Raw genomic sequence first — 19,150 nt, forward strand, 5'->3', positions numbered from 1 at the left:
CGCCCACCCCGGCGCCGCCGGTACGCCCGCCCCCCGTCAGGCGGAGGCCCCGTACCGCGCCTTGACGACCCGCTTGAGCAGCTTGCCGGTTGGCGTGCGCGGCAGCTCGTCCACGAAGTCGACGCTGCGCGGTGCCTTGTAGTGCGCGATGCGCTCCCGTACGAAGTCGATGAGCTCGCGCTCCAGTTCGGGCCCCGTCTCGGCCCCGGGCGCGGCCTGCACGACGGCCTTGACCTGCTCGCCCAGGTCCTCGTCCGGGAGTCCGATCACCGCGACGTCGTCGACCTTCGGGTGCAGCGCCAACGCGTCCTCGACCTCCTGCGGGTAGATGTTCACCCCGCCGGAGATGATCATGTACGCCTTGCGGTCGGTGAGGAACAGGTAGCCGTCCTCGTCCACGTAGCCGACGTCGCCCGTGGTCGACCACGTTTCGTGCACGGGGTGCTGCGCCTCACGCGTCTTGTCCTCGTCGCCGTGGTACCTGAACGGCACCTCCTCGCGCTCGAAGTACACCGTGCCCACGGAGCCCGGCGGCAGCTCGGTGCCCTCGTCGTCGCAGATCCGGATCACCCCGAGCGCCGCCCGGCCCACCGAACCGGGCTTGTCGAGCCACTGCGCCGAGTCGATGAGCGTCACCCCGTTGGCCTCGGTCGCCGCGTAGTACTCGTAGAGCACCGGCCCCCACCAGTCGATCATCGCCCGCTTCACCTCCACCGGGCACGGCGCCGCCGCGTGGATGGCCACTCTCAGGGACGTCAGGTCGTAACGGCCGCGCACCTCCTCCGGGAGCTTGAGGGCGCGTACGAACATCGTCGGGACCCACTGGCTGTGCGTGATGCCGTGCTCCTCGATGAGCGCGAGCGAGGCTTCCGCGTCGAAGCGTTCCATGATCACCGCGGTGCCGCCGGTGCGGTGCACGAGGCTGATGAAACGCAGCGGCGCCGCGTGGTAGACGGGCGCGGGGGACAGGTAGACGGTGTCCTGGTCGAAGCCGTAGATCGCCGCGAAGACCGCGACGAGCGTGTCACCCTTCTCGTGGATGCGGCGGTCCGGGAGCGGGGCGCGAACGCCCTTGGGACGTCCGGTGGTTCCCGAGGAGTAGAGCATGTCCGCCCCGGCCGGCTCGTCGTCGAGCGGCGCCGCCGAGACCGCCTTCAGGGCCTCCTCGAAGTCGCCGTGGCCGACCACCGGCCCGTCGAACGCGAGCCTGACCTCGATGCCCGGCGTCGCCGCGGCGACCGCCTCCCCGAGCCTGCCGACGGCGGCGGACACGATCAGCGCGCGGGCGCCGCAGTCGTTGACGATGTACGCGACCTCGTCCGCCGACAGGTGGTGGTTGACCGCCGTGACGTACAGCCCGGAGCGCAGCGCCGCCCAGTAGACCTCCAGGGCGTGCAGGTTGTTGTCGGACAGCAGGGCGATGCCGTCGCCCCGGCGCAGCCCGGCCTCGTGCAGCAGGCGGGCCAGCCGCGTGGAGTTCTCGTCGAGTTCGCGGTACGTGAGGGTGCGGCCGGAACCGCTCATGATCACGGCGGGCTTGTCGGGCGTCGTGCGGGCGTACGTTCCGGGATACATCGGACTCCTCGCCGTCGCAGGGGGTAGACGAGGAGACCGTACTAGCGCTCGCTCATGACAAACAGAGGACAAATCGGGATCGTTTGCATGCGTACGACCGCTGTCCGGATGGCGTCGGGGCGACGTCGGGGCGCCCCGAAACCGAGGCGGCCTACCCACGTCTCCTGAGTTCCGGTACTCATGTCCCGTCGTGGCTCCGGGAGTTCACTGGTCGTATGACGCTGCCCGCCGCACCGCCCGCGCCCATCGAGATCAATCGTCCGCGCAAGAGCCGCTTCTGGATGGTGGCTCCGATTGCGACGACGCTCCTGGCCGTTCCGGCATCGCTCGTGCTCTTCTGGTTGTTCGCGATCAGCTCCATGGCCTTCGACTCCTGCGAGACTCCGGTGGAGACGTCGTGCCCGGAGGCGAGCGCCGCCCTCGACCGGGCGGCCGAGTTCGGACTGCTGTCGCTCCTGCCGCTGATCCTGGTGTGGACGTGGCCGCGCAGCCGGCGCTTCGACTGGGTCCGGTGGTTCTTCGCGGCGGCCTACGTGGGTGTCGTCGCGACGTCCGCGCTCCTGATCATGGACGTTCCCAGCGGCAAGTGAACCTGCGGTCAACTTCCCTGATTTATGCGGTGGTTCAGATCTCCGAAAGCCACGGCGGCACGACCACGCGATCGCAGCGCTCCCACGAGGGCTTGACCCACTCGCCGTTCGCGCGGTCGCTGCGCTCCACCCAGTCGTGGGCGGCGGGTTCGTCCCGTCCGCCGGCGAGCTGCCGTGCGACGAGGCGGGATTCGCGTACGCCGTCGGGCACGTGGACGTACCAGAGCACGTCGATGTGCTCGCGTGCGGTACGCCACCCCGGAGCGTCCGCGGCAAGGTAGTTGCCCTCGGTGACGACGAGCCGGGTGGCCGGGCCGACGCGGTGCCGGGCGGTTACCGGCTCGTGCAGCGTGCGGTCGTAGTCGGGGACGTAGATGTCGTGGCCGCGCTCGGCGGCGAGCCGCGCGAGCAGCGCCGCGTAGCCCCACACATCGAAGGTGTCGGGCGCGCCCTTGTGGTCGAGGCGGCCGATGCGCGCGAGCTGCGCATTGGAGAGGTGGAAGCCGTCGAGCGGGACGTACGCCGCGACCCCCTCGCCGAGCCGCCGTTCGACCTCCCGGACGAGGTGCCGGGCGAGCGTCGACTTGCCGGCGCCGGGCGGACCCGCGAGGCCGAGGACAGTACGCCGGGCGCCGGAGGGACGTGCGGAGTCCGCGGATGCGGGGGCCGGGACCAGCGGGAGCACGTCGGCGACGAGGTCGGCGAGCGTTGCGGCGGCGGTCGCGGCGGTCGCGGCGGACGGTGCGTCAGGACCCTTGCCGGCGAAGGGCGGTGTCGGGCGGGACGCCGGTGCGGGGTCGGACCCGGGCTCGGTGCTCATGAACCGGAGGATGCCATCCGTCCCGGCGTCCGACGGCGAACTGCCCCGGACACGCGCGTCTTGGGCGGGCATCCGGGGCAGCAGCGCAGGCCGTCTGTGACCGGTCCGGCGTGGGCGGATCAGACCGGCGGCGCGATCGCCGTGACGGCCGCGGTCAGTACGCTGACGATGTCCGTGGCCAGCGCGGTCACCGCGGTCTTCACCCCTTCGACGTTCGGCGGGACCTTGGTCGCCGCGGCGACCAGCGCCTCGGCGTTCTTCTTGAGGTTGGCCAGCGCGTCCTCCAGGCTCAGGCCGGGGAGCGGGAGGGCCTTTCCGGTGTTCGCCTCCGAGGCGCCGGGCAGTACGCCGCCTGCCGCGGGCACGACGCTGCCGGTGTCGGGGACCACGCCGCCCGTGTCCGGAACAACGCTGCCGGTGTCCGGGACGACGCCGCCCGTGTCGGGGACCACGCTGCCGGTGTCGGGGACGACCGGCGGGACGGCCCCGCCGCCGAGCGACTTGAGGAGCTTCTCGATCTGGGCGACGAGGAGTTCGAGACGGTCGCCCAGGAGGTCGGCGTCCGGCTTCTCGACCGACGCCGCCGAGGTGAGCCCGGACACGGTCTTGAGCACCGAGCCCAGGTCGCCGACCTGGCCGATCAGCGTCGTGGGATCCGGCACCGCGGGGACCGCCGGGACGACGCGCGTCTGGGGGCGCTGGTCGACGAACGCCGTTGCGGCGCCCGCGCCGACGCCGACCGCGGACACGCTGAGGGCGGTGGCCAGGGCGACGGAAGTCCACTTGCTGCGCATGACGAAGGGTTCCTTTCGGAGGGGGGTGGGGGAGTTCGGGATTCGGGCCGATCGGCCTCAACCCACCCTTGACCGCATTTCTTGCGGGCTGCCACCGCGACTAGTCCGAACGAGTTTGCGAGCGGCGCGGATGGCCCAATCGGGGTCGGGCACGGGCGGAAGCGGGTGGGGAGGCGGTCGCCGATGGGGGTGGTGATCGATTTTGACCGAATGAATGGTTGCCAACTGTCGATATGGCCGTCATTCTCTGATCGAATATGATCGATATCAGGCCCCGGCTGTCTGGTTGGACGCCCGGAGCGACGAAGGGCCACTGGAGCGGCCAACGCGACGCGGAGGCAGTCGAAAGTGGAGCCAAGGGGGATTGGCCACTCGGGGTGCCCGCCCGGTGTTGACCTCGAACCGTCCCATCAAAAAAGGGAGTTCGTGTGCACGCCGATGCGAGTAGGGCAAGCGGCCCGGAGGCATGACCCGGAGCCTGCCCGGGAATTGCGGCGGCTCCTGTCCGCGGGGACCGGACGGGCAACGTACCGCACGTCCTGACGCGTCGTCCGATACGCGCAGGTGCGGACGAGTTCACCGCGCGGCGGGCAACTGGTCACGGTGCCGATGCCGGGGTGACGTACCGTTATCGGATGGCTTCCGAAGCGTTGCGCCGGGTCTTGGCCGACGACGGCGACCCCGACCCTCGCCCCCTTCCCGACCGGGTGGTGGACCTGCTCTGCAAGGTCGGGGCCCCGCCGCGCCTGGCGGCGCACCTGCGACTCGTGCACGACGTCGCCTGGCGGATCGTGAGATGGATCGAACGGGAATACCCGGAGCTTGAGTTCGACGCCGACACGGTGCTCTTCGGGGCGGCCACACACGACATCGGCAAGGCCGTGCACCAGGAGGAACTGTCCGGCCCGGGACACGCGCACGAGCTCGGCGGCTATGAACTCCTCTGCGAGCACGGCGTGGAGGCCGAACTCGCCCGCTTCGCCTGTACGCACGGCACCTGGGCGGAACCCGGGCTCCCGCTGGAGGACTTGGTGGTGTGCCTCGCCGACAAGGTCTGGAAGGGCGCGCGCGTGGCACTGCTGGAGGACCTGGTGGTCGACCGCCTGGCGATGGCGGGCGGCGGCCGTGCGCGCTGGGCGGTGTTCGCGGCGCTCGACGACCTGCTCGGCGACATCGCGGCCGACGCGGACCTGCGGCTCGCGTTCCAGGCCCGCCACCCGGTGCTGGTGCGCTGAGCGGCGCCGTGCGTCCCACCCGATCGGTCACCGGCGGCCCGCCGGGCGACCGCCGAACACCCGCGGCCGCCGTATGTCCCGGGGGTGGCTGTCGGGGGTGGCGGATCTGGACTAAGGTCGCCGCGCACGGCGCAAGGCGCACGGTCTGGTACGGATCCGAGCACGTGGGCGACGGCGGGAGTCGGAATGCGGCGGTGGCGTCGCGGGGCGGAGCGGCCCCCGGACGAGGCGGTGACCTCCGGCGGTGCCGAAGTGGTGCCCTATGACTCGGAGTTCGCCGATCGCGCGTCCATCGCGAGGTCTCCAGCGACCGGCAGCGTTTTCGGACGCGGGCTGCTGATCGCCCCGCCGGGCGGCCCGTCCGGTGTCTCACCCGGTGGCGCACCGGGTGGATCGTCCGGCGACCCGGCGCGCGACATATCCGGCCACGGGCCCGGCGACGATTCCGGCGGTCGGCGCGGCAGCGCCCGGCACGCCCGCCCCCGCGTGCGGCGTCCGAGGCGTGAGTTCCGGGTCAGGCTGCCCCGCGGCCGCCTCCGGGTGCTCGCCATCGGCGTCCTCGTCGCCGCGTTGCTCGGCGGACTCGCGACCGCGGGTGCGTTGCTGGCCCCCACGCTCGATCCGGGCGACGGCGAGCGGAAGCCGTTCGGTGCGGGGGGCGCGGCGCCCATGGCGGCGCCGCCGCTGTCCGCAAATGCGGGCTACTTCCGCGTGGTGCAGGGGCCGGACGGACGCTGGCTGTTCCGCACACCGGACGGGCTGCCCTTCTACTCGGTCGGCGTCAACGCCGTGCGCAGCCAGGAGGACGTCGAACGCGGCACCGGCCGCTGCCCCTACTGCGAGACCGTGGCCACCGGGTTCTCCTCCCCGCAGCAGTGGGCGGAGACGGCCGCGCGGCGGCTGGACGAGTGGGGGTTCAACACGCTGGGGGCGTGGTCGGAGACCGACCTGTTCCGAGCGCGGTTCGCGTACACGCCGGTGCTCGACCTGAGCGCTTCGGCACCCGCCGACGGCGCCGCTCGGGACTGGTTCGACCCCGCGTTCGAGGCGCACGTGGCGGGGGTCGTACGCGTGAAGGCGCTGCCGCGTTCGACGGATCCCAGCCTGCTCGGCTGGTTCCTGGACGACGAACTGCACTGGGGCCCCGACGGCGTGGCGCCGACGACGCTGCTCGACGAGTACCTGGCGCAGCCGGAGGGGACGCCGGGGCGGGTCGCCGCCGAGGCGCGCCGCGGTGATCCGCAGGGGTTCCTGCGGGACGCGGCGAGGCGGTACTTCGAGGTGACGACGGCCGCGCTGCGGGCGGTGGATCCGAACCACCTGATCCTGGGCGTACGTGCGACGTCGCACTCCACGCCGCCCGAAATGGTGCAGGTGGCGGGGGAGTTCGTGGACGTCTTCTCAGTCGATGCCTACCGTCCGACACCCGGGGCGGAGGCGCAGGCGGGCGGCGCGGTGGTGCCGGCGGCGCCGGATCTGCGGGACTTCCACGTGCTGAGCGGGCGTCCGGTGCTGGTCGCCGAGTTCTCCGCCCGGGCGGCGGACGCCGGTGTGCCGAACACGGTTCCGGCCGGGCTGCCGGTGGAGGAGTCGCAGGCCGCCCGCGCCGACCGCTACCGCGAGTACGTGGACCCGCTGTTCGCGGCGCCGTGGGTGGTGGGCCACCACTGGTACCGCTACGTCGACTCCCCGCCGGGCGGCCGGGCGGCTCCCGACGACGGGCAGGACAGCAACTTCGGCCTGGTCTCCGTCGGAGATGTGCCTTGGGAGCCGCTGGTCACGCGAATCGCCGCCACGAACGCCGGGGCCCCGGGCCGCGGGTGATCCGCCGTTAGTATCCCGGTATGACTTCCTGGGTGCGCCATGTGACGTTCGACTGCCGCGAGCCGTACGCCCTCGCGGGCTTCTGGGCCGATGCGGTCGGCGGCAGGCGGTCCGACGAGGACGCGCCGGGCGACGACGAGGTGCTGGTCGAGAGCGCGTCGGTCGGGCTGCTGTTCATCCGGGTGCCGGAGGACAAGGAGGTCAAGAACCGGCTGCACCTGGACCTCCAGCCGCAGGACCGCACGCGGGACGAGGAGGTCGACCGGCTCGTCGCCCTCGGGGCGAGGGTGTCCGACGACCGCCGCCGCCCCGACGGGGCCGGATGGGTGGTCATGTCCGACCCCGAGGGCAACGAGTTCTGCGTGGAGCGCAGTGCGGCGGAACGGGTGGCGACGGACGGCTGAAGGACGAGCTTCCGTACCGCCGCCCGGCGTTCGGTCGGGCTACCCGGCGATCTCCTTCAACTTCCGTACGTCGGCCGCCGGATCGTCACCGACCGGGGTGACGTTGAGCACCGTCACGCCTGCCTCCCGGTAGGCGGCCACCCGTTCGCGGACCCACGACTCGGGCCCGATCAGGTTGGTCAGCTCGATGAGTTCGTCGGGCAGCGCCGCCATCGCCTCCTGCTTGTGCCCGTCGAGGTAGAGCTCCTGTACGCGCCGGGCTTCCGCCTCGAAGCCGTACTTGCGCACCACGTCGTTGTAGAAGTTGCGGCCCTTGGCGCCCATGCCGCCCACGTACAGCGCGGTGTTCGGTCGGGCGAGGTCGCGCAGCGCCGCGACGTCGTCGCCGATCGCCAGCAGGCCGCCGGCGACCGTTTCCAGCGGCCCGAGTTCGGGGTCGCGCAGGGCGGTGCCCTCGGCGAGCGCCTTGCCCCAGACCCGGTCCGCGCGTTCCGGCAGGAACAGGAACGGCAGCCAGCCGTCCGCGATTTCGGCGGTCATCCGGACGTTCTTCTCGCCAAGTGCCGCCAGGTACACGGGGATTCGGTCGCGGACCGGGCGGGTCAGCATCTTCAGCGGCTTGCCGAGCCCGGTGCCCTGCCCGGCGGGCAGCGGCATCGGGTACAGGCCGTCGTTGGTGACGACCTCGCGCCGCCAGATGCGGCGGCACAGCCCGACGATCTCGCGGGTGCGTTCGAGCGGACGGTCGTACGGCACGCCGTGCCATCCCTCGATCACCTGCGGGCCCGACGCGCCGAGGCCCAGGACCGCGCGGCCGCCGGACACCGCGTCGAGTCCGGCGGCGGTCTGCGCGATCAGCGCGGGCGTGCGCGAGTAGATCGGCAGGATCCCGGACCCGATCGACACGTGTCGGGTGCGGGCCGCGAGGAAGCCGAGAACCGTGGGCGCGTCAAAGCCGTAGACCTCGGCCACGAAGACCATGTCGATCCCCGCGTCCTCCAGGGCCACCGCCTGATCGACGGTGGCCCGGACGTCGCCCGCGTACTGAAGGAAGGTTGCCAGCCGCACGGATCACTCCTCCTCGGGCCTGCGCCCGCTCGTGTCGATGGAGCGGCCGTCCGCGCACCCGCGCGGGGCCGCCGCCGTCGGCGCCGGGTCAGCGCGCGCGGTGGACCACGCGCGTCTCGGTGAAGCCGTACAGCCCCCAAGGTCCGTTCTCGACGCCGATGCCGCTCCACTTTGCCCCGCCGAACGGCTGGGCGGGAGACAGCGACAGGTGCGTGTTGACCCAGGCGGTGCCGACGTCCAGGCGCGCGGCGACGTCGGCGGCGCGGTCGCCGTCGCCGGACCACACCGAGCCGCCCAGGCCGAAGCGTCCGGCGTTGACCCGGTCGACGGTGGCTTCGAGGTCGCGGTACGCCACGACGGGCAGCGCCGGGCCGAACTGCTCCTCGTCGACGATGCGCGCGCCGTCGGACAGCCCCGCGAGGACGGTGGGCTCGAAGAAGTAGCCGCCGCCCTCGCCGACGGTGAGCGGGCTGCCGCCGGCCGCGGCCTTGGCGCCGCCGGCGAGCGCGTCGGCGACCAGGCCGCTGACCCGCTCGTACTGCGGCCGGTTGTTGACCGGGCCGAGTTGCACGCCCTCGGCGGTGCCCTCGCCGACCTTGACCGCGCGGGCCTGGGCGGCGAGTGCCTCGACGAGGTCGTCGTGCAGCGCCTCGGGCACGTACACGCGCTTGACCGCGGCGCAGACCTGGCCGTTGTTGGCGAACGCGCTCCAGAAGATCTTTCCGGCGATGGCCGACACGTCGGCGTCGTCGAGGACGATCGCGGCGTCGTTGCCGCCGAGTTCGAGGGTGACGCGCTTGAGGTCGGGGGCGGCGGACGCGGCGACGTGCTTGCCGGTCTCGACCGAGCCGGTGAAGCTGATCTTGCGGGCCAGCGGGTGCGAGGTCATCCAGCGGCCCAGCTCGTCGCCGCCGCTGACCGCGTTGACGACGCCCGCGGGCAGGACGTCCCGCAGGATCTCGCCGATGAGCAGCGTGGACAGCGGGGTGTACGGCGAGGGCTTGATCACCACGGTGTTCCCGGCCCGGAGCGCCGGGGCGATCTTCCAGAACGCCATGGTCAGGGGGAAGTTCCACGGGGTGATGGCGGCGACCGGGCCGAGCGGGCGGCGGACCACCTCGACCAGGCTGGTGGCGTCGTCCTTGATGATCTCGCGCGGGAGGTCGAGGTCGGCGTAGTAGTTCAGCCAGGCCGCGCCGGTGTGCACCTCGCGGACCGCGTCGCCGAGGGGCTTGCCCTGCTCGGCGGTGAGGATCGGGGCGATGTCGTCGGCCCGTTCGACGATGGCTTTGGCGCAGGCGCGCAGGGCCTCGCGGCGGGCGTCCTCGTCACGGCGCCACGTGGTGAAGGCCTCGGCGGCGGCGGTGAAGGCGGTGTCGAGCTGCTCGCGGGTGCAGTCGGGGGCCTCGGCGAAGACCGCCCCGGTGGCGGGGTTGACGACCCCGATCGTGGCGGAGGTGGCGACGGCTTCCCCGCCGATGGTCATGCCGGGGGTGGTCATGCCGGGCGCGGTGGCGGCCTGCGTCATGGGTGTCTCCGTTTCGCTGGGTTTCGCTGGGTCCTGCCGGTGGTGGTGCGTCCGGGCCGCCTCGGGGGGGAGGCCGCGCCGGATGAGGCACACGCTGAGAGTGACGATTGCCGCACAGGCGTACGAAGTCCAGAGTGCGCGGTGTGCAGTCGGTGTGGTGTGCGGCATGCGGCGGTGGGGCGCGGGCGTCGGGGACGGGACGCGGGTGGGGGTGGACGGCGTGGCGACCGGCGTGGTGAACGGCGTGGTGAACCGTGTCGTGCGGTGTCGTGCGGGGGTCGTGCGCGGGGTCGCGAAGGTGCTCGTGAACGGGCTGCCGCGGGCCCGGAATTGATGCCGACCCAGTGGTCGGATTTCCGTCCCTTAAGTCGGTTGGTGTCTTGACAGGGCTCGGTCCGGGCGGGCTAGGGTGACCTGAACGATCGTTCAATAACTCTGCGTCGAGGGAGATTCCACCCCATGGCCACCGCAGTGATCGTCGACGCCGTACGCACGGCCTCCGGCAAAGGCAAGCCCGGGGGAGCGCTGTCCGGCACGCACCCCGTCGCCCTGCTCGCGGACGTGCTGCGGCACCTGGTCGACCGCAACGGCCTCGACCCCGCGCTGGTCGACGACGTCATCACCGGGTGTGTCTCGCAGGGCGGCGACCAGGCGCTCAACATCGCACGCAACGCGGTGCTCGCCGCGGGCTTCCCCGAGTCGGTGCCCGGCACCACCGTGGACCGGCAGTGCGGGTCGAGCCAGCAGGCCGCGCACTTCGCGGCACAGGGCGTGATCGCCGGGGCGTACGACATCGCCATCGCGGCGGGCGTCGAGTCGATGAGCCGGGTGCCGATGGGCTTCACCGCGCAGGGCCGCAATCCGCTGGAACCGCTTGCGGTGCGCTATCCGGACGGGCTCGTCCCGCAGGGCTACTCGGCGGAACTCATCGCCGCCCGCTGGAAGTTCGACCGCGAGACGCTGGACGAGTTCTCCGCGCGCTCGCACCGCCTCGCCGCCGAGGCCGCCGCGTCCGGGGCGTTCGACCGCGAGATCGTGCCGGTCCACGTGGTGGGGCCGGACGGCGCCGACGTCGTCTTCGACCGCGACGAGACGATCCGCGCGTCGACCACCGTCGAGGGGCTGGGCGGGCTGAAGCCGGCCTTCTTCAACGAGGCGATGGCGCAGCGGTTCCCGGAGATCAACTGGCATATCACGCCCGGGAATTCGTCTCCGCTCACGGACGGCGCATCGGCGGTGCTCATCATGAGCGAGGAGAAGGCGAACGCGCTCGGCCTGACCCCGCGGGCCCGCTTCCACGCGTTCGCGGTCACCGGCGACGACCCGCTGCTCATGCTGACCGGCGTCATCCCGGCCACCCGCAAGATCCTGGAGCGGTCCGGCCTCTCGGTCGACGACATCGACGTCTTCGAGGTCAACGAGGCGTTCGCGCCGGTTCCGCTGGCCTGGGCCAAGGACACCGGGGCCGACCTGGAGAAGACCAACATCCGGGGCGGCGCGATCGCTGTCGGCCACCCGCTCGGCGCGTCCGGCGGCCGCATCCTGGCGACGATGCTGGGCGTGCTGGAGGCCACCGGCGGGAGGTACGGGCTCCAGACGATGTGCGAGGGCGGCGGCATGGCGAACGCCACCATCATCGAACGACTCTGACGGGGCGTCGGAGGGGTTTCGGTCGAGGAGGTCGCCCGTGCGTACACCGGTCACCGAACTGCTCGGCATCGACCTGCCGTTGCTCGCGTTCAGTCACTGCCGCGACGTCGTCGCCGCGGTGACGAACGCAGGCGGCTTCGGCGTCCTCGGCGCGGCGTCGCACACCCCGGACCAGCTCGAACACGAACTCGACTGGATCGACGCGCACGTCGCCGGACGGCCGTACGGCGTCGACCTCATCGCCCCCGCCACCTACGCGGGCAAGGGCGAGGGGGGCGATCCGGTCGGTCTGTGGGACCGCATTCCGTCCGAACACCGCGGATTCGTGGGCGAGTTGCTGGCCTCGCACGGCGTGGAGCCACCCGAGCCGCCCGCTGCGGGGCAGCGCCGCCGTCCCGGATTGACCGAGGAACACGCCCGCGACTGCCTCGACATCGCGTTCGCCCACCCCATCCGGCTGATCGCGAACGCGCTCGGCGTCCCGCCCGACGACATGGTCGCGCGTGGCAAGGCCGAGGGCGTGGCGGTCGCCGCGCTCGTCGGCACCCGGCGGCATGCGGTACGCCAGGTCGAGGCGGGCGTCGACCTCATCGTCGCGCAGGGCACCGAGGCGGGCGGACACGTCGGCGAGGTGGCGACCATGGTCCTCGTGCCCGAGGTCGTGGACGCCGTGGCCGAGGCGGCCGTGGTGAACGGGCGCGAGCCGGTGCCCGTCCTCGCGGCCGGCGGCATCGTCAACGGCGCCCAGATGGCGGCGGCCCTGGCCCTGGGCGCGGCCGGCGTGTGGACGGGGTCGGTCTGGCTCACCTGCGAGGAGGCGGAGACCGCGCCCGCCACCAAGGCCAAGTTCGTCGCGGCGACGTCGAGCGACACGGTGCGCTCGCGCTCGCGTACCGGAAAGCCGTGCCGGCAGCTCCGGTCCGCGTGGACCGACGCGTGGGACGCGCCGGAGGCGCCCGACGCGCTGCCCATGCCGATCCAATCCCTGCTCAGCGAACCGGCGTTGCGGTGCGTGGACCGGCTCGCTGAGGGCGGCCACGAGGGGGCGCGGGAGTTGGCGACGTACTTCGTCGGGCAGGGCGTCGGCATGATGAACCGGGTGCGGCCCGTGCGCGAGGTCGTGTACTCCATGGCCGAGGAGTTCGCCGAAGCCGTCGAGCGGGCGGGCGCGTTCCTGGCGGAGTGAGCGTTCCGCGACCGCGTTTCGCGGCTGGGCTCCGCGATTGCGCTGTGCGATTGCGCTCCGCGGCTGAGCTCTGCCGCTTGTGCTCCGCCGCTGCGTTTGCTCCTGTGTTTGCTGCCGCCCCGCGGGTGCTCCGGCGTCAGCCCTTGGGGCGGTGGCCGACGCTCGCGAGGGCGATCACGACGTACCGGTCCGCGATCTGCTGGGGCGTCAGGGGGCCGTCCATCCGGTACCAGTTGGCCACGGCCTGCGCCATCGTGAGCACCGCGCGCCCGGCGTCCACCGGATACGGGGTGGTGAACTCGCCCATCTCGACGGCGTCGCGGACACTCGACTGCACGAGCGCCTCCAACTCGTCGCGCAAGGAGATGTAGTGCGCCCGGTTCTCCGGTTCAAGGCTGCGCATCTCGGTGTCCAGGAACGCCATCGGCGCCCGGTTCGCCATATACAGCACTATGCACTCGACGAGCGCCGAGAAGCGGTCGACCGGGTGGTCCCCGGCCTCCGCGACGGCCGTACGGCAGCGGCCCAGCACGGCGTTCATCGAACCGAGCAGCAATTCGACCAGCAGCGCCTGCTTGTTCTGGTAGTGGTAGTACAGCGCCGGGACGGTGACGCCGACCCGGCGCGCGATGTCGCGCACGGTGGTGCCGTGGTAACCGTGTTCGTCGAAGGCGTCGAGCGACGCGGCCAGGATGGGCGGCAGCTTGATCGGCTCGTACGCACGCCAGTCGGTGTGGCCGTCGGCTCGCAGATCCGTCACCAGCTCGGCCATCGCCCGTCCTCCGATCCACCGCCGCCCGCGCGACGCGGGGCGGCCCGGATCCAGAGTCTAGCGAGCGTTCGCTACGGGTAGCGGGGGAGCCGGTGTGATGCAGGCGTTCAATGACGCCCCGTCAGGCAACGCTACGCGCAGGGGGAGTGCGGCGTGAGGGGCCTGCCGCGCGCACGTGCCTGCCGCCGGTGCTGTGGCCGCGCTGGTCGGCGGGAACAGGTGAACCCTTCCGGTCACGGCACGAGGTCCGGGATGCCCGCGAGTTCGGTGCGCGACAGGATGCCCAGCTTCGGGTAGGCCTTGTAGAGGTGGTGTCCGACCGTGCGCGGGCTGAGGAACAACTGCGCGGCGATGTCCCGGTTGGACAGGCCCTGCGCGGCGAGCCGGGTGATCTGGAGTTCCTGGGGCGTCAGCACCGCCGCCGCCCCGTTGGGCGACACGTTGGCGGCGGCGTTGCGGTTCGCGCCGCCCGACCCGGTGGCGTCGAGTTCGGTACGCGCGCGCTCCGCCCACGGCCGCGCGCCCATGCGTTCGAAGTCCTCCAGGGCGAGGCGCAGGTGCTCGCGCGCGTCGGACTTGCGGCGCATGCGGCGCAGCCACTCGCCGAACAGCAGTGCCGTGCGGGCGCGTTCCATGACGCGGCGTTCGGGGTCGTGGAGGGCGAGGGCCGACGTCCACAGCTCCTCGGCGTCGGCGTCGTCGGCGAGCAGGGCCCGGCAGCGCAGCACCATCGCGTCCGCCCACGGGCGCCGCACGCGCCCAGCCCACTCCTGGTAGCGCGCGAACTGCTCGGCGGCCCGCTCCGGTTCGCCGATGCGGACGGCGGCCTCGACGAGGTCCGGCGTGCTGCGGGTCGAGCAGATGTGGTGGCGCAGCGGCTCCCGGGTCAGTTGCCCAAGACGCGTGACCGCGGAGGCGGCCCGGCCGAGTCCCAGGTCCAGCAGGCCCATTGCCCAGTACGTCCAGGGCATGCCCGGGGCCATGGCCCCGCCCGCGCCGGTGGCCAGCGACTCGTCCGCGGCGCGGCGGCAGGCGTCCTCGTCGCCCTCGACCGCGCGGACGAGGGCGAGCACGCTGTGGAACTGGCTGACCCACTGCTGTTGCCCGGTGTCATGGGCAAAGCCCAGTGCCTCACTGGCAGTTGCCAGCGCTTCGGCGTGCCGTCCGTCGAAGATCTCGGCCTCGACCTGGAAGAACAGGAGCGTGGGGAGGCGTCCGATGCCGCCCTGGCGGCGGCTCTCCGCGACGAGTTCGGCGGCGAGGTCGTAGGCGTCGGTGTCCTGGCCCTGGGTGAGTGCGACGCCGCAGAGCATCTGGAGGACGCGGGCGTCCACGGTTCCGGCGGCGCGCGCGGCGGCGACGGCGTCGGCGAGCGGGGGAGTGGGGTTCGCGGGAGGCGCGGCTCGGTCGTCCGAGTCCGGGGTCTGTCGGGCCGGGCCGACGGCGAGGCAGTCGACGAGGTAGCGCGCCACGGGGCCGATCGGGTCGTCGTCGGGCAGCATGAGGGCGTTCAACCGGACCACCGTGGCCTGGAGTTCGTCCTCGTTGATGTACCACGCGGTGTGCAGCGCCTGGACCAGGAGCCGGGCGGCCGCACCGGGCTCGATGTCGGCCACGTCCTCGGCGGCGCCGACCAGCGTCTTGTGCGCGCTGGGGAACGCGCCGTGCCAGAAGTCGGCGAGGCCGTGGACGAGGGCGAGCGTCGCGCGTACCTTCGGATCCTTCGCCTGGGCGGCGCTGCGGGACGCGAACTCCCTTGCCCTGTCGAGCTCTCCGGCCTCGGACGCCCACTGTGCGGCGAGTGCGAGCCGGTGCACGCGCCGGTCCTGATCGACCGTCAGGCGTGCGGCGTACTCGTACGCCCGTGCCGCCGCCCCGTATCCGCCGCGCTCGCGCGCCCGGTCGGCGGTGGCGTCCAGGGCGTCGGCGACACCCTCGTCCGGCCCGGTCGACGCGGCGGCGAGCTGCCAGGCCCGGCGGTCGGCCTGGTCCGGGGTGCGCAACGCGTCGGCCAGGGCCCGGTGCGCCGCCAACCGGCGGTCGAGCGGCGCGCGTTGGTGCACGGCCGCGCGGATCAGCGGGTGGCGGAAGCGCGGCGTACCGTCGACGACGCTCAACAGCCCTGCGGCGTCGGCCGGTTCGAGGTCGCTCGCGGCCGCGCCGAGTGGTTCGGCGGCGCGCAGCACCACGCCGATGTCGCCCGAGTCGTCCAGCGCGGCGAGCAGGAGGAGCGTCTGCGTGGCGCTCGGCAGCCTGCTCACCTGCCCGTGGAACGCCAGTTGCAGGCGGCTCGTGAGCGGAAGGGCACCGGGGCGGAAGACGGCTGACGGGTTGTCACCCGCGAGCGCGACCGGCAGTTCGCGCAACGCGAGCGGGTTGCCTCCCGCTTCGGCGAGGACGCGGTAGCGCGCGGTCGGCGACAGGTCGGCGGCGTGGGCGTCGAGGAGTGCGCCGGCGTCGGCGGGCGGCAGCCCGGTGAGGCGCAGTTCGGGCAACCCGGGTGCGGGGAACGAGCCTTCGCCGTCGCGCGCGCCGAACACCATGGCGATGCCCTCGGCGTGCAGGCGCCGGGCCGCGAAGACCAGGGCGTCGGACGAGACGCGGTCGAGCCACTGCGCGTCGTCGACGAGGCAGAGGAGCGGCCCGTCGCCCGCGTACTCGGAGAGCAGGGTCAGTACGGCGAGGCCGACGAACATCGGCTCGGGGGCCTCGCCCGCGGCCAGCCCGAGGGCGGCGTCGAGCGCGCGGCGCTGCGGTTCGGGAAGGGCGGGCAGGTGGGCGAGGGCGGGGCGGAGGAGGAGCGAGAGCCCGGCGTACGGCAGCTCGGCCTCGAACTCGACGCCGCTGCCGCGGACCACCGGCATCCCGGCGGCCTCCGCCGTGTCGACGGCGCTCGCGAGGAGCATCGTCTTGCCGATGCCGGGTTCGCCGCGGACGACGAGCACGCCGCTGGCCCCCTCGCGCGCGTCGGCGAGCAGCGCTTCGACGGCGGCGCGTTCCGCGGTCCTCCCGTGCATCATGCCCGGCACGTTACCTGCCGGATTGCCCGTCCGGCGAAGGGCGTACCTATTGGCCGGCCGGGGCCGCGCGGCAAGTACCTATACGCGACCGATTCCCGGCGCCGTGATCGTCCGTAGCTTCTTGACCTGCGGAAAGCACCGCGGAAACGCGGAGAACGAACACCGGGGGCGGGCCGTGGGACGGACCCGCCGGAAGCGAAGGACGGACACCATGACCGCCAGCAACGCCATCGACTACACCGCCGTCGCCGAGCGCTACATCGCCGCCTGGAACGAGACGGACGCGGTCAAGCGCCGCGAACTGCTGGAGGCCGCGTTCACCGAGGACGCGGCGTACACCGACCCGCTGGCGGACGTGGCGAGCCGCGACGCGCTCGACATGGTGATCGGCGCGGTGCAGGGCCAGTTCGCCGGCCTCGTGTTCACGCTGGGCGGGCCGGTGGACGGGCACCACGACCTCGTGCGGTTCACCTGGAACCTCGGCCCCGCGGGCGGTGAGGCGCTGGTCGTCGGCTTCGACGTCGCGCAGATCGCGGCCGACGGGCGGGTGTGCAAGGTCAGCGGGTTCCTCGACAAGGTGCCTGCGGGGCTGTGAGCTCCCCGCGGGCCGTGCGTACCGCGGGGTTGAGCTCCCGCGGTCACGGCGGCCGCGGCGGGGTGGGGCCCCGCGGCGGCGTGGACCGCCGCGGGGCCTGAGCGCGGGGCGGGCCACGAGGGGCCGACGACGCGGTCCGTTGCGGGCCGTCCCGTGCTCGAACGCCGCACTTGCCTCGGACTGCTTTGCTCTGTGGGCCCGCTTCGACTTGCCGACTTTGCGTGCCGGTATGCCGGGCGCCCTGCCCGTGCGCCTGCCTGTCCGTGCGCCTGCTCGCATGCCCGACTGCCCGTGCGCCCACCTGCGGATTCGTGCGCGTACCGCCTGAACCGACGTCCCGAAAGGACCTCCACCGTGTCGACCACCACGACGCCCCGCGGCGCAGCCGGTGCACCCGCCGCCGCGCCGCCCGCAGCCGAACGCGGCCCCTCGTGGGGAACGCTTCTGGTCCTGCTCGCCGGGGTCTTCATCACCACGCTCGACTTCTTCATCGTCAATGTCGCGATACCCGCGACGCAGGCCGACCTCGGCGCCGGTGCGGCGGCCATCCAGTGGGTCGTGGCAGGCTACGGCCTGGCCCTCGCGGCGCTGCTGATCACCGGCGGCCGCCTGGGAGACATGGTCGGACGCCGCCGGATGTACATGACCGGCATGGCGCTGTTCACCCTCGCCTCGGCGGCCTGCGGCCTGGCCGGGAACCCCGAGATGCTGATCGCGGCCCGGGTCGCGCAGGGCGCGGCGGCGGCGCTGCTGATGCCGCAGGTGCTCGGGATCGTCAACATCGTGTACACCGGGCCGTACCGGGCGCGGGCCTTCATGGCGTACGGCCTGACCATCGGCTTCGCCGGGGTCTTCGGCCAGCTCATCGGCGGCGGACTGATCGAGATCGACCTGTTGGGGCTCGACTGGCGCAGCATCTACTGGATCAACGTGCCTGTCGGCGTCGCGGTGCTGCTGGTCACGCCGCGCCTGGTGCCCGAGTCGCGCGGTGCGCGCGGCACCCGTCTCGACTTCGTCGGAGTGGTGTTGGTGACGGCGGCGATGGTGGCGACGGTGCTGCCGCTCGTCCAGGGCCGCGAGCAGGGCTGGCCGCTGTGGACGTGGCTGTCGCTGGGGGCGGCGCCGCTGCTGGTGGCCGACTTCGTCTGGTATCAGCGGAGGCGCGCGGCTCGGGGCGGGACGCCGCTGATCGACATGGTCATGTTCCGTGAGCGGTCGTTCTCGGCGGGGCTGGGTGTGATGCTGGCGTACCAGCTCGCGATGGCGTCGTTCTTCCTGGTGCTCGCGCTGTACTTGCAGATGGGCCACGGCATGAGCGCGCTGAACTCCGGGCTGCTGTTCGTGGCGCTGGGCGCGGGCTACTTCCTCGGCGCCACCCAGGCCGAGAAGCTCGCCGCGCGGCTGGGGCGGCAAGTTCTCACTCTCGGTGCCGTTCTGACCGCTGTCGGCTATGTCGTGCTTGCGGAGACCGTCGGTGCGATCGGTGCCTCGGGGGCGGTCGGGTGGCTCATCCCGGGGCTGGTCGTGTCCGGGTACGGCATGGGCGTCGCGCTCGCCCCGATGTCGGCCATCGTGCTCGCGGGGGTTTCGGAGCGGTACGCGGCCTCGGCGGCGGGCGTCCTGAACACCGCGCAGCAGGTCGGCAACGCGCTCGGGGTGGCGCTCGTGGGGATCGTGTTCTACGGGGAGCTGGGGGCGGGGCTGGAGCCGAACGACTACGCGCACGCGTTCACGTGGGCGCTGATTCCGCTGGTCGGCTTCTGCGTCGGGACGGCGGTGCTGGTTCAACTGCTGCCGAAGGTGCGGGGCGCGGGGGCCGAGGGGGAGGTCATGATCCCGGCGGGGTAGACGGGGCGTTGGACGCGCGTAGATGGAGTGGTGTCGGTCGGCGCGCAGGTCGGGATCGCCGATCAGGGCCGTAGGTCAGAATTGCAGGTCGGGATCGCCGGTCAGGGCCGCAGGGCCGCAGGTCAGGACCGCAGGTCAGAACCGCAGGTCAGGACCGTGGAGGGGGGGGGGGGGGGGGGGGGGGGGGGNAGGGCCGTAGGTCAGAATTGCAGGTCGGGATCGCCGGTCAGGGCCGCAGGGC

The 19,150-nt window shown here is 72.7% G+C and carries 15 protein-coding genes; 8 read left to right on the top strand and 7 right to left on the bottom strand.

Annotation, left to right across the window (positions count from 1 at the left end; all coding sequences use genetic code 11):
• Positions 1–36: 36 nt before the first annotated feature.
• Entirely contained in the window at positions 37–1,575 is a 1,539-nt protein-coding gene (locus ACRX5S_RS30040) for an acyl-CoA synthetase (RefSeq protein ID WP_436776298.1), read from the bottom strand.
• A gap of 215 nt (positions 1,576–1,790) precedes the next feature.
• On the opposite strand from ACRX5S_RS30040, the gene ACRX5S_RS30045 reads away from it, so the two are divergent.
• Positions 1,791–2,165, top strand: coding sequence for a hypothetical protein (locus ACRX5S_RS30045; protein WP_436776299.1), 375 nt, complete (start codon positions 1,791–1,793; stop codon positions 2,163–2,165).
• A 34-nt stretch (positions 2,166–2,199) separates the two neighbouring features.
• On the opposite strand, the gene ACRX5S_RS30050 is transcribed toward ACRX5S_RS30045, so the two are convergent.
• Both ACRX5S_RS30050 and ACRX5S_RS30055 read right to left on the bottom strand, forming a co-directional pair.
• Positions 2,200–2,985, bottom strand: a complete 786-nt coding sequence (locus ACRX5S_RS30050) for a nucleoside/nucleotide kinase family protein (protein ID WP_436776300.1) — start codon at positions 2,983–2,985, stop codon at positions 2,200–2,202.
• A gap of 119 nt (positions 2,986–3,104) precedes the next feature.
• Positions 3,105–3,779, bottom strand: coding sequence for a hypothetical protein (locus ACRX5S_RS30055; RefSeq protein ID WP_436776301.1), 675 nt, complete (start codon positions 3,777–3,779; stop codon positions 3,105–3,107).
• A 635-nt stretch (positions 3,780–4,414) separates the two neighbouring features.
• On the opposite strand from ACRX5S_RS30055, the gene ACRX5S_RS30060 reads away from it, so the two are divergent.
• The 3 genes from ACRX5S_RS30060 to ACRX5S_RS30070 all read left to right on the top strand — a co-directional run bounded on the left by ACRX5S_RS30060 (position 4,415) and on the right by ACRX5S_RS30070 (position 7,242).
• The gene (locus ACRX5S_RS30060; RefSeq protein WP_436776302.1) at positions 4,415–5,014 is read left to right on the top strand and encodes an HD domain-containing protein; all 600 of its coding nucleotides are present in this window, start codon (positions 4,415–4,417) and stop codon (positions 5,012–5,014) included.
• 186 nt (positions 5,015–5,200) lie between these two features.
• Positions 5,201–6,838 (top strand): hypothetical protein, encoded by a 1,638-nt coding sequence (locus tag ACRX5S_RS30065; RefSeq protein ID WP_436776303.1) that lies wholly within the window; start codon positions 5,201–5,203, stop codon positions 6,836–6,838.
• A 20-nt stretch (positions 6,839–6,858) separates the two neighbouring features.
• Positions 6,859–7,242, top strand: a complete 384-nt coding sequence (locus ACRX5S_RS30070; protein ID WP_436776304.1) for a VOC family protein — start codon at positions 6,859–6,861, stop codon at positions 7,240–7,242.
• Between the two features lie 39 nt (positions 7,243–7,281).
• Here the strand turns inward: ACRX5S_RS30070 and ACRX5S_RS30075 are convergent, their stop codons facing one another.
• Together ACRX5S_RS30075 and ACRX5S_RS30080 are read right to left on the bottom strand one after the other, a co-directional pair.
• Positions 7,282–8,310 (bottom strand): LLM class F420-dependent oxidoreductase, encoded by a 1,029-nt coding sequence (locus ACRX5S_RS30075; RefSeq protein WP_436776305.1) that lies wholly within the window; start codon positions 8,308–8,310, stop codon positions 7,282–7,284.
• Between the two features lie 88 nt (positions 8,311–8,398).
• Positions 8,399–9,811 carry an aldehyde dehydrogenase family protein gene (locus ACRX5S_RS30080; protein WP_436776321.1) on the bottom strand — a complete coding sequence of 471 codons (1,413 nt, stop codon included), beginning with the start codon at positions 9,809–9,811 and terminating at the stop codon, positions 8,399–8,401.
• Between the two features lie 486 nt (positions 9,812–10,297).
• On the opposite strand from ACRX5S_RS30080, the gene ACRX5S_RS30085 reads away from it, so the two are divergent.
• Positions 10,298–11,488, top strand: a complete 1,191-nt coding sequence (locus tag ACRX5S_RS30085) for a thiolase family protein (protein WP_436776306.1) — start codon at positions 10,298–10,300, stop codon at positions 11,486–11,488.
• A 37-nt stretch (positions 11,489–11,525) separates the two neighbouring features.
• Positions 11,526–12,674, top strand: coding sequence for a nitronate monooxygenase (locus tag ACRX5S_RS30090; RefSeq protein ID WP_436776307.1), 1,149 nt, complete (start codon positions 11,526–11,528; stop codon positions 12,672–12,674).
• Positions 12,675–12,810: 136 nt separating this feature from the next.
• Here the strand turns inward: ACRX5S_RS30090 and ACRX5S_RS30095 are convergent, their stop codons facing one another.
• Complete coding sequence (locus ACRX5S_RS30095) at positions 12,811–13,446, bottom strand: TetR/AcrR family transcriptional regulator (RefSeq protein ID WP_436776308.1); 636 nt, start codon at positions 13,444–13,446, stop codon at positions 12,811–12,813.
• Positions 13,447–13,679: 233 nt separating this feature from the next.
• Positions 13,680–16,466: an ATP-binding protein gene (locus tag ACRX5S_RS30100; protein WP_436776309.1), complete on the bottom strand. Its 2,787-nt coding sequence runs from the start codon at positions 16,464–16,466 to the stop codon at positions 13,680–13,682.
• 211 nt (positions 16,467–16,677) lie between these two features.
• Between ACRX5S_RS30100 and ACRX5S_RS30105 the strand changes: the two genes are divergently transcribed.
• The gene (locus tag ACRX5S_RS30105; RefSeq protein ID WP_436776310.1) at positions 16,678–17,061 is read left to right on the top strand and encodes a nuclear transport factor 2 family protein; all 384 of its coding nucleotides are present in this window, start codon (positions 16,678–16,680) and stop codon (positions 17,059–17,061) included.
• A 354-nt stretch (positions 17,062–17,415) separates the two neighbouring features.
• Positions 17,416–18,909, top strand: a complete 1,494-nt coding sequence (locus tag ACRX5S_RS30110; protein ID WP_436776311.1) for an MFS transporter — start codon at positions 17,416–17,418, stop codon at positions 18,907–18,909.
• Positions 18,910–19,150: the final 241 nt, after the last annotated feature.

Source organism: Yinghuangia sp. YIM S09857 (genome assembly GCF_051388915.1).
GTDB lineage: Bacteria > Actinomycetota > Actinomycetes > Streptomycetales > Streptomycetaceae > Yinghuangia.